This is a genomic window from Burkholderia theae, from assembly GCF_048565265.1.
GTDB lineage: Bacteria > Pseudomonadota > Gammaproteobacteria > Burkholderiales > Burkholderiaceae > Burkholderia > Burkholderia theae.
In genome coordinates, this window is sequence record NZ_CP183461.1 from 2331341 (window position 1) to 2345963 (window position 14623).

15 protein-coding genes are annotated in these 14623 nt (G+C 62.7%); 12 read left to right on the forward strand and 3 right to left on the reverse strand.

The window, feature by feature from the left end; all coding sequences use genetic code 11:
• The first annotated feature begins 34 nt into the window (after positions 1–34).
• Together ACN22W_RS11030 and ACN22W_RS11035 are read left to right on the forward strand one after the other, a co-directional pair.
• The gene (locus ACN22W_RS11030; RefSeq protein WP_419684216.1) at positions 35–526 is read left to right on the forward strand and encodes an NUDIX hydrolase; all 492 of its coding nucleotides are present in this window, start codon (positions 35–37) and stop codon (positions 524–526) included.
• Between the two features lie 58 nt (positions 527–584).
• Positions 585–1034: an acetyltransferase gene (locus tag ACN22W_RS11035; protein ID WP_419684218.1), complete on the forward strand. Its 450-nt coding sequence runs from the start codon at positions 585–587 to the stop codon at positions 1032–1034.
• 143 nt (positions 1035–1177) lie between these two features.
• Here ACN22W_RS11035 and ACN22W_RS11040 read toward each other — a convergent pair whose 3' ends face one another.
• Entirely contained in the window at positions 1178–1732 is a 555-nt protein-coding gene (locus tag ACN22W_RS11040) for a TetR/AcrR family transcriptional regulator (protein WP_419684220.1), read from the reverse strand.
• A 97-nt stretch (positions 1733–1829) separates the two neighbouring features.
• On the opposite strand from ACN22W_RS11040, the gene ACN22W_RS11045 reads away from it, so the two are divergent.
• Together ACN22W_RS11045 and ACN22W_RS11050 are read left to right on the forward strand one after the other, a co-directional pair.
• Entirely contained in the window at positions 1830–2495 is a 666-nt protein-coding gene (locus ACN22W_RS11045) for a DJ-1/PfpI family protein (RefSeq protein ID WP_419684222.1), read from the forward strand.
• 17 nt (positions 2496–2512) lie between these two features.
• Entirely contained in the window at positions 2513–3130 is a 618-nt protein-coding gene (locus tag ACN22W_RS11050; protein ID WP_048248571.1) for a PolC-type DNA polymerase III, read from the forward strand.
• Between the two features lie 88 nt (positions 3131–3218).
• Here the strand turns inward: ACN22W_RS11050 and ACN22W_RS11055 are convergent, their stop codons facing one another.
• Both ACN22W_RS11055 and ACN22W_RS11060 read right to left on the reverse strand, forming a co-directional pair.
• The gene (locus ACN22W_RS11055; protein ID WP_419684224.1) at positions 3219–3869 is read right to left on the reverse strand and encodes a hypothetical protein; all 651 of its coding nucleotides are present in this window, start codon (positions 3867–3869) and stop codon (positions 3219–3221) included.
• A 12-nt stretch (positions 3870–3881) separates the two neighbouring features.
• Positions 3882–5009: a methyltransferase gene (locus ACN22W_RS11060; protein ID WP_419684226.1), complete on the reverse strand. Its 1128-nt coding sequence runs from the start codon at positions 5007–5009 to the stop codon at positions 3882–3884.
• Between the two features lie 503 nt (positions 5010–5512).
• On the opposite strand from ACN22W_RS11060, the gene ACN22W_RS11065 reads away from it, so the two are divergent.
• From ACN22W_RS11065 to ACN22W_RS11100, 8 genes are all read left to right on the forward strand, one after another.
• Complete coding sequence (locus ACN22W_RS11065) at positions 5513–5722, forward strand: hypothetical protein (protein ID WP_048248574.1); 210 nt, start codon at positions 5513–5515, stop codon at positions 5720–5722.
• Between the two features lie 12 nt (positions 5723–5734).
• Positions 5735–6556: a hypothetical protein gene (locus ACN22W_RS11070; protein WP_419684228.1), complete on the forward strand. Its 822-nt coding sequence runs from the start codon at positions 5735–5737 to the stop codon at positions 6554–6556.
• Between the two features lie 70 nt (positions 6557–6626).
• Complete coding sequence (locus ACN22W_RS11075; RefSeq protein WP_419684230.1) at positions 6627–7766, forward strand: hypothetical protein; 1140 nt, start codon at positions 6627–6629, stop codon at positions 7764–7766.
• Between the two features lie 63 nt (positions 7767–7829).
• On the forward strand, positions 7830–9662 hold the full coding sequence (locus tag ACN22W_RS11080; protein ID WP_419684232.1) for a PEP-utilizing enzyme: 1833 nt from the start codon (positions 7830–7832) through the stop codon (positions 9660–9662).
• Positions 9659–10765 (forward strand): PEP/pyruvate-binding domain-containing protein, encoded by a 1107-nt coding sequence (locus ACN22W_RS11085; protein WP_419687411.1) that lies wholly within the window; start codon positions 9659–9661, stop codon positions 10763–10765. Before ACN22W_RS11080 ends, ACN22W_RS11085 begins: the two co-directional genes overlap by 4 nt.
• Positions 10766–10791: 26 nt before the next feature.
• On the forward strand, positions 10792–11424 hold the full coding sequence (locus ACN22W_RS11090) for a hypothetical protein (protein WP_419684234.1): 633 nt from the start codon (positions 10792–10794) through the stop codon (positions 11422–11424).
• 57 nt (positions 11425–11481) lie between these two features.
• A complete protein-coding gene (locus tag ACN22W_RS11095; protein WP_419684236.1) occupies positions 11482–12672 on the forward strand; it encodes an FAD-dependent monooxygenase in 1191 nt (396 codons plus the stop codon).
• 246 nt (positions 12673–12918) lie between these two features.
• The gene (locus ACN22W_RS11100) at positions 12919–14592 is read left to right on the forward strand and encodes an FAD-dependent oxidoreductase (protein WP_419684238.1); all 1674 of its coding nucleotides are present in this window, start codon (positions 12919–12921) and stop codon (positions 14590–14592) included.
• The last annotated feature ends 31 nt before the right edge of the window (positions 14593–14623 follow it).

A 14623-nucleotide genomic window follows, 5' to 3' on the forward strand; every position in this document is an offset into this window, starting at 1 on the left:
CGTGTGTGCGAACCCTCTTCCATGTAGCGCCGTCATGTCAGATTCGTCTCGTCTCCCGACCGGTGCCGCGCCGCCCGTGCGCGCCGTTCCCGCCGTGATCGGCGTCGTTCTTCGGGAGCGCGACGTGCTGCTGGTGCGCCGCGCGAATCCGCCCGACGCAGGCTGCTGGGGCTTTCCCGGCGGCAAGATCGAATCGGGAGAAACCGTCGCGGACGCCGCCGTGCGCGAAATCGCCGAGGAGACCGCGATCGACGTCGACGCGCTGGACGTGTTCACCGCGCTGGATGCGTTCGATCATGACGCCGCCGGCGGCCTGCGCCAGCATTACGTGCTGGTCGCCGTGCTGTGCAGATGGTTGCGCGGCACGCCCGTTGCAGGCGACGATGCGCTCAAGGCGCGCTGGTTCGATCTCGCCGAACTCGACCGGGACGATCTGCCGATGAGCGCGGGAGTGCAGGACGTCGCGCGACGGGCGATCGAGCGGGCCGAAACCCTTCGCGGCGGGCAGCAGCGGCAACCCACTTGAAGCGTCGCCGTCTGTCGCGCGTCGTCCTCCGAACCCCCGAATCACCCCACGTCAAACCATGGTCAGAATTCGCAAGTCCACCAAGGCCGACGGCACACGCGTGCTGGATATCTGGCGCAGCGCGGTCGACGCGACGCACCACTTCCTGAGCGCCGACGACCGTCGCGCGATCGAATCCGAAGTCGTGGCGTTTCTACCCGGCGCGCCGCTCGATCTCGCCGTCGACGAAACCGATCGGCCGATCGGCTTCACGCTGCTCGACGGCAGCCACATGGAAGCGCTGTTCATCGACCCCGCTCACCATGGCAAGGGGGTCGGGCGCCTGCTGGTGGAAGAAGCACTCAAGCACCATCCCGACCTGTCGACCGACGTCAACGAGCAGAACGAACTGGCGGCGGGATTCTATGAAAGACTCGGCTTCGAGCGCTGCGGACGATCGGCGCTCGACGGACAGGGGCGGCCCTATCCGCTGATCCACCTGCGTTATCGCGGTGGCGCGCGCGTCTGACGAGACTTGGGGAGAGCGCGTCATCCCATGGCCTGAAGCGCTTCTCGTGAACCACGCACCGAACGGGTCGACGCACTCGCTCGCACCCGGTTCCTCGATACCCGTGCAATTCATGCGTCACCGGTATCACGGACATCGCACCATTACGCGCGCCGACGCGGAAGCATGCTCTCGACGGCCGTGAACGCGCGCTGCATGAAGCGGTTGAACCGCTCGGCGTCGCGTCGCAGCCCGGCCTGCTGGCCGCCGATCAGGCACAGGTGTGCGACCTGCCCCACGATCTCGGCTTCACCCGGCATGCGAACCCACCGACGCGACGTCTCGACCGCGAATGCCAGACGCGTGGCATCGACGCGCTGCTGGAATTCCGCCACGAGCGCGTCGTGCAGCGCCCACGCGCGGATCGCCACTTCGCGTCCCGGCCGCTTCTCCGCGGCGATGCGCAGGTAGCGCGTCAGCGTGTCGCCCACGCTACGGCCGTCCGCCGCGTAGGCGAGCATGCGCGCCGTATAGTCGTCCTCCCACGCGGTCAGCAGCGTCCGGACGAAGTCTTCGCGATTGAGGAAGTGGTGATAGAACGATCCGCGGGTGACGTTCAGCCGTCGCGCGAGGCTCTCGGCCGAGATGCCCGCATACCCTTCTCCGTCGAGGGCATCGAAGCCCGCTGCAATCCAGTCGTTTCGAGTCAGTTTGCTCATCGGCATCGCCATACAGGCTGTGTATGGTGCGGCATGGACAGATAGGCTGCGAACTCTATCACGGCCGCCGCCGCTTCCGGCATGGCGCCGCTTACTCATGGAGTTCGCGTTGAAAGACATCGCTCTCGTCGCATTCGACCAGTTCACCGATATCGACCTGTTCCTGATGTGGGACATTCTCGGTCGCAACACCACGGACTGGCGCGTACGGATTCTCGGTGCGCAGCCGGTGCTGCATTCCGCGCATGGCTTGCCCATTCCCGTTCATGGCCCGCTGTCGGACGCCAATCGCGCCGACGCGGTCCTGTTCTCGAGCGGCAAGCAAGGGATACCAGCCGCGCTGGCGAGCCCGGATTTCCTGCCGTCGTTCGATCTCGATCCGGCACGCCAGCGCATCGGGTCGATTTGCGCCGGGGCCTTCATTCTCGAACAGCTCGGGTTGTTGCCGGACGGCCGGGCAACCACCCATCCCGACGCGCGAAACGGTCTACTGGCACGCGGACTGCAGGCACTGGACCAGCCGCTCGTGTGTCGCGGCAACGTCGCGACCGCAGGCGGATGTCTTGCAGCGGTCTATCTGACGGGGTGGCTGGTGGAATCGATGTTCGACGCGGACAAGCGACGCGAGACCTTGCGGCCTGTGCTGCCTGCCGGACAACGGGAGATTTACGAGAATCTGATCGAATTCAGCATCAGGCAGGGTGCGGGGCAACACCGGCCCGAAGATGCTAACCTCTCGGCCAAACCAAACAACACCGCATGAAGTAACAGGATTCAACCATGCAGACCGTCGCGGTACTGGACTTCGAAACAACCGGGCTTTCGCCGAATCTGGGCGACCGTGCTACTGAAATCGCCGTCATCCTTCTACGCGACGGCCAGGTCGTCGACCGTTTCCAGAGCCTGATGAATGCGGGAAGACGCATCCCGTCCGATGTCGTCGCGCTGACCGGCATCACGAACGACATGATTGCAACGGCGCCCCCAGCGTCGAAAGTCATGAAAGAAGCCGCGGCGTTCGTCGGCAAGCATGCCGTCGTGGCGCACAACGCCGGTTTCGACAAACGGTTCTGGCAGGCGGAGCTCGGGCTGCTCGACATGCCGGCCGAGCATTCCTTTGCCTGCACGATGCTGGTGGCGAGACGCATCTACCCGCACGCGCAGAGTCACCGCCTGTCGACCTTGGCCGACCTGCTGCAGTTGCCCAAAACGGGCCGTGCGCACCGGGCGATGGTCGACGCCGAGATGGCCGGCCATCTGTGGTGCCGGCTGCAGCACGACATTGCCCGGACGTACGGACTGGATCGTATCGATCACGCGCTCATGACGCGGGTCCAGACGACGACCAAGGCGAACGTGCCGACCTACTTGCGTTCGCTCGGTCGAACGCACGCATGAGATCGGGCCGTCGAAATCGACGACGGGTAGCGTTGCGCACGCTCTCGTGATTCGCGTTCGCGACGCGCGAACCGACGACACTCAGCCGTCAGTCGGGTACGATCTCCGTCCCCCTTACCGGTTGGCCACGCATATATCTCACCAGCCGATCCGGAACGGTCCCGTTCACCACCCAGGTCCTGACGTTCCAGCGGCGTATCATCCGCACGGCTTCGGCATCGACCGATGTCGGATGCGTCAGATCGCAAGCGCGCACGCGTTCGAGAAACGTCGCATCCGGGACGACAGCGGGGTCGGCGCTGTATATGCCGTCGGTATCGGTCGCGATGATCAGATCGGCGCCCAGCCAACCCGCAACAAACGCCGCAATCGTGTCCGACGTCATCCGGTCGATGTGGATATCGTCGTTGATCGGCAAGTTCAGAAGCACGTCGGACGGCGCGAAGACCTGCGGCACAGTTCGTCGTTTCATCAGTTCCCGCAGTGAACGTGACACCGTGAATCCGCCTACCTCCGCCACCAGGCAGGCATGCTGATCCATCGCGAGAATCGCCATCGAATAGGCCGTTTCATCGCTCAGCGTCAGTGTCTTCCGGTACGCGCGCAACACATCGACGAGCTGCCCTCCGCCGGCGATCACGAGGATGTGGTGATCGCCGGCGACCTCACGAAGCGACGAACACAGCGGCTCGACGTGCGCCGGAATGAGACTGCCCCCGATCTTGACCAGTGTCGCCATATTGGCCCTTTGTCAGATGTACCAGAACCCCGGGCGATCGGGCTGCGATACGTCGACGAGATCGAATCGCCCGTTGCCCGGCACCACGTGCAGAAAAAACGTGCAGAGATGGCTGCACTTCTGGCTCGCCAGCATCGTCCGCAGCGCATCCTCGACGAGCGACGCGCCCTGTCCGGACACGTGCATCATGCTGCCGGCAACGAGATCGAAGTACGCGTCGCCCGGCATGAGCCGCTGGTGGGACAGCGCGCTGCAACGGATCGTCATGTCCGACTCCTTCGCGATACCCTCCAGTCGGCCTGCAATCACCGGCACGCGCCCATCGCTAAGCGTCATCCCGATGATCTGGGCGGCGCCGCCATCACGCAGCGCATGCGACAACCCTTCCAGGATGCGTCCAATGATGCGAAACCCGTCCGGGCCGGCGTATCCGACCCGCGGGGCCGGCAGTGCGTCCGGATACGGCAGCAGCGGAGGATTCGCGACGATCGTGTCGAACCGCCGCCCCACGACTGGCCGATAAAGGTCGCCGTGAAACACGTCGACACGATCGGCAACGCGATTCAGGCGCGCGTTGATCCACGCCAGCCGGGCCGCCGTCGCATCGATCTCGACTGCCGCGACGCTTCTCGCGAACCGCGCGCAATGCACCGCGTGCAAGCCCGGCCCCGTGCATAAATCCAGGCAATCCCCGCCGCTGCGCGGCAGCATGCGCGCGAGCAACGCGATGGAATCCTCACCGAAGTAAAACGCGGGATTGGGGCCGGGCCGCTCGCAAACCAACCAGTTGCCCCAGACGGGCAAGATCACGAGCCCCGGCGTCGCGATCCGGTTCCCGGCGAGCGCGACAATCAGTCCGATGTCCGTCAACGCCGGAAGCAACGCCCGAAGGGAAGCAGGAATTGCATCCGCTTCCACCGGTTCGTTCATCAGGAATAAATCGACCACCGGCCGAAGCGAAACGGGAATGGATTCCCGGCCGGCCTGCCAGGCGTTCGGCCGTGGTACGAGCGGATCGAAGTTGGCGACAAATTCTCCATATCCCGATCTCGCCAACCCATCCGCCAGCAATCCCAGATCGAAGCATTCGTCGTCCCTCGCGCAGCATTCCGAATCGACGCCCTGAAAATCATGTTCCATCGCGCGTGCCTTTGGTTGCGTTTCGTGCACCCCACTCGTGCGGATGTTCAATCGAACATGCCAGCGATTGCCGATCGATTCCCATAATAGTTATGTCGACTCGATCCGTCACTTGAAAATCAGCAATTAAAAGTGCGATTAAAAATCGATCCGTACACCGACGCGCGATCCAGACAATCTCCGGATTATGTATAAGCTACTTAAACCATTCTGAGCGGCTTCCAATCACCCCGACTGTCACCGATGGCGCGTCTTTCGCACCGCTATCGATCGGCTTACGACAAAGCGACTTTCTGTCAAAAAAGCTCACCCGCCATTTTAAAAACCGTGAACAGTCTCCTGGTTAATTCCGCAAAAAACACAATTCCACAGGCATCACTCCGGCATCGAAGCCGCCAATCAAATCTTCTTGACAAAGACCCCCCATGAATTAGCTTAGTTAAACGCGCCGAGGCCAACTTATTCCAAGCGCGTGACGTCAATTACTCGAAAAGGGGAAAAACATGTCGCAATACGATAAAGACGATGTACTCGATGCCGCCAAGAGAATCGAGGAAAATCGGCTCGGCATCGTGCTTTCCGGTCACATCAAGAACGGAAAGCTGGTGCTCGATCAGGAAACGCTCGACGCAATCGCAGCGAAATTCCCTAACGCCGATCGCGCGTTCGTTGCACTCAACGCGCCGTTCGATCCTTGCTCCCAATCTCTCTAAGGTGAACGTGCGATGATGCTCGCTGGCTCCACGCCCGTGCCGTCACCAGACGGGCCGCCTATCGACGCATTGCTGGATGCCGATGAGACCAGCGAACGGATCTACATCGCCGCGAGGGTCGCTTTGTCCCAGTCGGGTCTCGACGATCGGTGCCCGACTTATTTGTCGGCTTTGGAAGCCGCGCTGGAAGACGATCCTCCCTACGGCACGCGCGCCTATGCGGCGGCTTACCGTGGCGCGTCGCAAAACAAGCAATGGCTGGCGACATCGCTGATCACGAATGCCGAGCGCGAAGGCGACGGCGCGACTCGCCTGTGGTCGATGGCGGCGTGTGCCGAGGATGCGGAGGAACAGCAGCTCCTCAAACGTCATGCGGTCGACGAATCAGGTCATGCGCTGTTCTATCTGAAGCTGCTGGACCTGACCTTTCCCGGCGCCGTCAGTCCGGCGTTTCGCAACGAACTGCGACAGCTCTCGCCGGGCTACTCGATGGCGCAATCGCTGTTCGTGGTCGAAGGGTCGCCATACGGAAGGCCGCCCACCGTCGACGATTTCATCCAGATGAATATCGCCGAGATCAGAACGACGATCCATCACCTGTTGCAGCGCGATGCGCTCAGCGCCCACTGCCCGCCCACAACGCTGCCGCAGGTCGTGAAGCTGCTCGATACGCTGCTGCGCGACGAGTTGAGTCACGTCGCGTATACCGGCATGTTGATCGAACAACGCGCCACGCATATTGCCGTCGGCAAGATACGCGATCTGTTCCGGAAGCGATTCCACGACTTCAACGAAATCACCATGCACGAACTGGACAAGCAAGTATTCGACTGACCCGGGCAGATCGTTTCGGATCGGCACGCCGTTCCGCCCAGAACAAGACACTCGCGCAACGGGAAAAGAAATGAATGTGGAAGAATTTCTGCATTTGGGGGAGACCGACTTGCCGTCCGTCCGCACGAGTATTGCCGACATGGTCGGACTCGAGGACGACGACATCCTCCTGGCGGTCGGTTCGCTGGCCGAAAGCATGGGAAGCCGCAAGTCCGACCTCGACGTGCTCCTGATCACCGCCCGCCCGGCGGCCGCGCTGCCACTGCAGGACGAGGTCATCTGGGCGCTGGGCAAATGCGTGGTGGACGTCCGGATCTTTCCGGATACCGCGATCGAGAGCCTGATCCGTCGTCTCGACGATTGGTCCCGCCAGCCCTGGGATGTTTCCGATACCGCGAAGTTCACGTTTGACGAGCGTCTGCTGCTTCACCGGCTACGTCATGGGCAACTTCTGCGCAGCCCGTCGCCGACGCGCTCCGACGCCGCATTTCGGCCGTCCGAGGCCGCGCTTGCCAGGCTCAAACTGCAAGTTGCACGCCACGCAGGAAGAACGATCCAGATCGACATGGTGGGTTATGAAGAAACCGGCGACTATCGCACGCTGGTCTTCGCCGCGCAGAAATTGCTCGGCCACGCGGTCGATGCGCTGCTGGCCGGCTACGGCCGGACCAATCCGCTGTCCAAGTGGCGCAACCGCACGCTGGGTCAGTTGCCATCCGGGTGGGAACACGAACTCCTCGGCCGACCCACAGGCCTGAGCGCCGCCGACCTGCTCTGGCATTTGCAGCGCACACCAGAGTATCCGGACAGGGCCTCGTCGCTGGCCTACGCGCGACGCATTGCCGCGTTCGCCCGCGCCGCATTTCTATGGGCCGAATGCCAGGTGAGCGGGAAACGATTCGATGTGTCGCAGGCTCGTGACCCGATCGACGCCGAGCCGCCGACGACCGCGCGCGCCCTTCCGCCCCTCGAGTTCGACGTCGATTTCTCGTTTTCTGACGGCGCGATGAAGTTCGCACGACTGAATGAATTCGGCACGGTCGTGACCCTGTCCGCACTGGAAGCCGCGCTTGTCTTCCTGTTCGACGGCGTCACAACCGCCGAAGAAGCGCAAGCGCACGTGTGCGGGACGAAGAGCAGCGAAACGGCAGGGATGATCGATCGCGTGCTGCGCGCGCTCGGCGACGCGGGCCTGACTGCTGCGACCTGATCCGCACGGTAACGGGATGGCTGCCCGTTGCCCTCATCTGGCAACGCGAACCAAGGATCGACCATGAACCGTTCGTCGCGCGGGAAATTCCCGAGTCCGTTCGAAGTCGCGGTGCCACCGGGATGCGAAGGCTGGCAGCGGCTCTATCCGTACTATCACGTCTTCAGCGAAGAACGCCGGGCCTCCGAGGAAAGCCGGTTCTGGTTTGCGGACCGGATACATCATGCCGAGCCGCTGTACCCGTTCGACGCGATCATCTGCGAAGCCATCTGGGTCGCGTTATCGCAGTACAACACGCGTGTCTTCGTGATGCCGTCCGCGCTCGGTATCGACCAGCGCATCGTGAACGGATACCTGTATCTGAGCCCGACCGCGGTCACCGACCCGGCGTTGATCGCGCAGCGCACCGAACATTTCACCCGGCGCGCCGGATATTACTTCGAGCACTGGGACGAACTCTACGAGCAGTGGCTGCGCAAGACCCGCGCCCATATCGAAGCGCTCTCGGCGATCGAGATCCGCGCTCTGCCCGAGCTCGAAGTGGAAGCCGTCGTCACCGAAGGTCAAGGCGTGGCCTCGGGCTACCATCTGCTCGAAGCCTACAACCGCACCATCGAGAACCTGCTCAAGGTCTGGCAATACCATTTCGAGATGCTGAATCTCGGCTACGCCGCCTACCTGACCTTTCTGGAATTCTGCAAGCAGGCCTTTCCGGGCATTTCCGACCAGAGCGTCGCGCAAATGGTGTCCGGGATCGACGTCCTGCTCTTCCGTCCGGACGACGAATTGAGGAAGCTCGCGCACCTTGCCATCGCGCTCGACATCGCGCCCGTCGTCAAGCAAGCCGCGCCGCCGTCGAAGATACTCGCCGACCTGCAGGAAACGGAGAACGGCAGGCGATGGTGCAGCGCGCTGGAACAAGCGAAGCAGCCCTGGTTCAATTTTTCCACCGGCACGGGTTTCTATCATCACGATCGCAGCTGGATCGACGACCTGTCCTTTCCGTTCGTCGCGCTGCGCAGCTATGTCGAGAAGCTCGAACAAGGCGAGACCATCGAACGCCCCCTCGATGCCATTCGCAGCGAGCGCGACCGCATCACGACCGAATACGCGCAGCTCGTGAAAAACGACGAGGACGCGAAGGTGTTCGCGGATCTGCTGAACCTGGCCCGAACGGTGTATCCGTATGTCGAGAACCACAACTTCTTCGTCGAACATTGGCACCACACCGTCTTCTGGCAAAAGATGCGCGAGTTCGGGAAGATCCTCGTTCAGCACGGCTTCATCGCATCGACGGACGACATCTTCTTCCTGAGCCGATACGAAATCCAGGCGGCGCTTTACGACCTGATCGCCGCATGGTCGGTCGGTGCCGACGCAAGAGGGCCGCGCATCTGGCCCGACGAGATCGCGCAGCGCCGCGAGATCTACCAGCGGTTTCGCGAGTCGTCCCCGCCGCCCGCGCTGGGAACGCCGCCCGAATCGATCACGGACCCGCTCATGATCATGCTCTGGGGCATCACTCAGGAGACCGTCATCAACTGGCTCGGGATCGAGTCCGCCGACGGCGAGCAGCGCGAACTGAAGGGCTGCGCGGCGTCGCCCGGCATCGTGGAGGGGCCGGTTCGCGTCATCAATCGCACCGAACAGCTCAACGAAGTCCAGCCCGGCGAGATTCTCGTGTGCCCGGTCACCTCGCCCAGCTGGGCCCCCGTCTTCAGCCGGATCAAGGCCACCGTGTCGGACGTCGGCGGCGTGATGTGCCATGCCGCCATCGTGTCGCGCGAGTATGGTTTGCCGGCGGTCGTCGGCACCGGATTCGGGACCCGGCTGATCAAGACGGGACAGCGCATCCGCGTCAACGGCGATGCGGGAACAGTGCAGATCCTGTCATGACATCGCCGTCGAACGACGCGGGGGCATGGATCCGCCCGCTCTCCGAATGCAGCCTCGCGCTGCTCGCTCATGTGGGCGGAAAAAATGCGAGGCTGGGCGAACTGACGCGCGCCGCCTTTCCGGTTCCGGCGGGTTTCGCCGTCGCGACCGACGTGTACGCGGCGTTTCTCGATCAACCCGCGAGGCAAGCGCTCGACAGGTTGCTGGCCCGCGTCGTCGTCGACGATCTCGCATCGTTGACGAATACGAGCCGCGCGATACGCCAGCTGATCGAATCCATCGAGATTCCGCGAGCGTTCGAAGTCGCGATTTCCGACGCTTATGCAAGGCTGTCCAGCGACTTCGGGGTCGCCAATCTTCCTGTCGCCGTACGCTCGAGCGCCACTGCCGAATGCCTCGCGCACAGCAGCTTTGCCGGACAGCAGGAGACCTACCTGTGGGTACGCGGCGCCGACAACGTGCTGGGCAGGATCCGGAAATGCTGGTCCAGCCTCTTCACGCCTCAGGCCATCGCCTACCGGCAAAAGGTGCGCTTTCCGCACGAAAACGCGTTGATCGGTGTCGGCATCCAGAAAATGGTCGACGCCCGATCGGCCGGCGTCCTTTTCACGCTGAATCCCGCCAACGGCGATCGCTCGAAGATCGTGATCGAAGCCAACTGGGGCCTGGGAGAAAGTGTTGTCACGGGAGAGGCCACGCCCGATCGCTACGTGGTCGACAAGGTCACGCTGGAAGTCATCGAACGGCACCTGTCTTCGAAGCAAGTCGAATACACGATCGATCATGAAAAGGATCGGGTCTGTCGCGTGCCGGTTCATGCCGACAGACGACACACGGCCTGTCTCGACACGGACGAGATCGTCGCGCTGGCGCGCATCGCGAAGCGGATCGAACAGCACTTCGGCGTTCCGCAGGACATCGAGTGGGCAAGCGACCGCCATCGGTCTCGTCCCGATGACCTGGTCATTCTGCAAAGCAGGCCGGAAACCGTCTGGAACAAGCGACCGTCGCCGCAGATCATGGAAGTACAGCCGAATGCAATCGGTTATGTGTTGCACGGAATCGCGCGCAAGGTTCAGCCGCCGCCGATGTCGAAACCGTAGGGCCATTCTTCGCAGCGAGGGATCGAATGCTTGAAACCGGCCAGTTCTTTTGCCTCCTGGGCGTAGACGCCAGCGGCAAGACGATACTTCTGAATGCCATTGCCGATCGTTATCCCGACATCACGATCGCGCACTGGAAGCAGTTTTCGTCGGTCACGATGTTTCCCGACCTGTTGCCGGATCTGGATCCGCCGGAGACGTTGCGACGCCTGGGCCCCCATTCGCGTGCGGCGCAGTTCTGCTACCTCGCCGCACTCGAGTACGACATGATCATCGGTCCCGCCTTGGCCATGCACCGACCGGTCATCGTGGATTCGTACTGGTACAAGTTCGCGGCCAAGATGAAGGTCCTGGATATGGCTGCGCCATTCCTCTATTCGGTGTGCCAATCGCTTCCGAAACCCGAGGCGGTGCTGTTCCTCGATACGCCGATCGAAATCGCGCATCAGCGGAAACGGGAGATGAACTTCTTCGAATGCAATGGCCGACCGGCCGATTTCGTCCCGTTTCAGCGTTTGGTCAGGTCCACCATGCTGCACCTCGCCGACGATGTCCCGCAGCTGCGCATCGACGGACGCGCGCCCCTCGAAGCGTTGGTCCAGCAAGTCGTCGAGATTGTGCGCCCGGAATGCGTCCGCACGCCGGTGCCGGCAAGGTGATCGAACGCCGGGCTCGGAACACGGGCATCGGACTGTCGAACCGGACGCACATCGCACATGCCAGCCGTCATTGTCATCGGTGCAGGTATCGGCGGACTCTCGCTCGCCCTCGAGCTTCATGCGCGCGGGTACGCGTGCCAGGTATTCGAGGCGACATCCGACGTGCACGCCGCGGGCGTCGGCCTCAACATCCTGCCCTACGCATCGCGCGTGCTTCACCGGCTCGGGCTCGCATCCGAACTGGGCAAGGCGGCCATGTTGCCTCGCTCGTCGGTATACGCGAGTTCGGTCGGTCAGATTCTGTTGAGCGAACCGCTGGGCATCGCAAGCGGCGCCGAGTTCCCGCAGTATTCGATCCACCGTGCGGCGTTGCTGCGCATTCTCCTGAATGCGGTTCGCCAGCGACTGGGGGCCGATGCCGTCCGGTTCGGACACCGGCTGGTTCGATTCGAACAGGACACGCGTGAGGCACGCGCCTATTTCGATTGCCGCGACACCGCTGCGCGCGGCGACATGCTGGTCGGTTGCGACGGCATACATTCCGCGGTTTGCCAGCAGCTCCATCCTGTTGCCGCGCCGCTCAGGCATTCGGGCATCGTCATGTGGCGCGGCATCACGACGCGCTTCCCCCTCCTCGACCAGCAAACGATGCTGCGTTGCGGCCGGATCGAGACCGGTAAACTGGTCGCCTATCCCGTCCGCGACCCTGACACGCCCGACGAGATCGTCGCGAACTGGGTGCTCGAGTTGCGCGACGCGACCGCGATCGCGGAACGACACGCCGTCATCGAACCCACCTCGGTGCCGGACGTATTCTTCTCATGGAAATTCGATTGGCTCGACGTGCGATCGCTCATCCTGAACGCGACGCGGGTCCTGAGGATGCCGATGACGGACCGCGATCCGCTGCCGCGGTGGAGCGACCGTCGCGTCACGCTGCTGGGCGATGCCGCTCATCCGATGTATCCCGTCGGATCGAATGGTGCGGGACAAGCGATCGTCGATGCCGCTGCGCTCGCGGCGTGCATTGACGGCGCCGGCATCGTCGACGGCCTGCGCGCGTACGATGCATTGCGCAGTCCGAAGACCGCGGCAATCGTCACGCGTGACCGCGCGGGCGGGCCCGACATCGTGCTCGAGGCGATCCACACGGCGACACACGACGCTTTTACGCCTGTCGAAGAAACGCCGGCGCTCAGTCAACGGCTGCATAGCCTTTTGACCCGCTATCGCGCGAACGAAACGTGACGTGAATACGCTGCGGCACGCCCGCGGTCCAGCACGCGGTACGTTCGCGCCGTGAACAGCCGACAACGGCGCCAGGCGATTCACCTTTTTCGTACCCTTTACTGCTCGCGGAAGTCAGGCGCACAATCTGCGCTGATATTGCGGTCCGGCGTCTTTCCCCGTCTTTCCGATTGTTCGCGCCGCCTCGATATTCGACAACCGGCTCACCAGGGTCGCAACGTGCGCCCTCCCATTCGGAACACCGCCATGAGCGACAAATCGTCAGGCAAGGTCGAAGAACTGGTGGCAAGCGGCAGCCGTCACCATCAGATTTTTCCAAGGCTGAATGAAAGACAGTTCGCGCTGCTGGAGCGATACGGCGAACGACGCACACTGAAAGCGGGCGATGTGCTGTTCTCCGAAGGCGATCGGCACATTCCGATGTTCGCCATCCTCTCCGGGACAATCGAGGCGACGCGAGGCTCTGGAGACAGTCTCCATGTGCTCGGCACTCACGGCCCCGGCAGCTTCACCGGCGAGGTCGGAACCCTCGCCGGCCGCGCTGCGGTGGCGACAGCGCGTGCCACCAGTGATTGCGAAGTCATCGTTATCGAAGAGGAATCACTACGCGCGCTCGTCATTTCGGAAGCGGAGCTGAGCGAAACGATCATGCGTGCATATATCCTGCGGCGCGTCGCGTTCATTCAGGATCAGAATGCGGGTGTTCTGGTCATCGGCAGTTCCGCGTCTGCCGCCACCTTCGGTTTGCGCCATTTCCTGAGCCGCAACGGCCAGCCTTCGGCCTACTTCGATCTTGACGAGCACGAGGAAGCAAAGGTACTCCTTGCGCGTTATGGCGCAACGGACGCGGACATACCGGTACTCATCACGTCTCAAGGCAACACGCTGAGGCGCCCGACCAACCGGGCCGTGGCGGATGCGATCGGCCTGAGCCCCGACAGGTTGAATGGCGAACGGTTCGACGTGGTCGTGGTCGGCGCGGGGCCGGCAGGTCTTGCGGCCGCGGTCTATGCGGCCTCCGAGGGGTTGAGAGTCGCGGTTCTCGACGCCAAGGCCCCGGGTGGCCAGGCGGGTACCAGTTCGAAGATCGAAAATTACTTCGGATTCCCGACAGGCATTTCCGGACAAGCGCTTGCCGGCCGCGGCTTGTCTCAATGTCGCAAATTCGGTGCCGAGGTCGGTGTACCGATCGAAGCACTCGGCATCGAATGCCACGGGGCACCGCCCTTTCACCTTCGTCTTGATTGCGACGAGCACGTGTATGCCCGTGCCGTCGTCATCGCGACCGGCGCTCGCTATCGACAACCGTCGCTGGCCCGTCTCGACGAGTTTGCGGGGCGTGGAGTCTATTACAGCGCGACTTTCATGGAAGCCGCGTTCTGCGCAAATGAAGAGTTGATTATCGTCGGCGGTGGAAATTCGGCCGGCCAGGCAGCGGTTTTCCTCGCCGGATTTGCGCGTCACGTCCACATCGTGATTCGCGGCGACGGGCTCAAAGCGAGCATGTCGAACTATTTGATCAGGCGGATCGACGCAGCTGCGAACATCACCGTTCATGTCCGGACGCAGATCGTCGAGTTGCAAGGCGAGACACAACTTGAATCTGTCGTATGGGACAGGCAGGGGCATATCGAAGCGAAGCCGTTCCGGCACGTCTTCCTGTTTCTTGGCGCACAACCCAATACGGGGTGGCTCGGCGATTGTGTTGCGCTGGACAGGAACGGCTTTGTGCTCACTGGCCCCGATGCCGTCGACAGGTGGCCGTCAGACCGCCCTCCTCATTTTCTGGAGACGAGCCGACCTGGCATCTTCGCAGTAGGCGACGTTCGCAGCGGCTCGGTCAAGCGGGTTGCGGCCGCTGTCGGAGAAGGCGCTGCCGCGATTCAGTCCCTTCATCAGTATCTGGCTCTGTACGATTGACGCCTGATTGCAAGCGTCAAGACAAGATCGC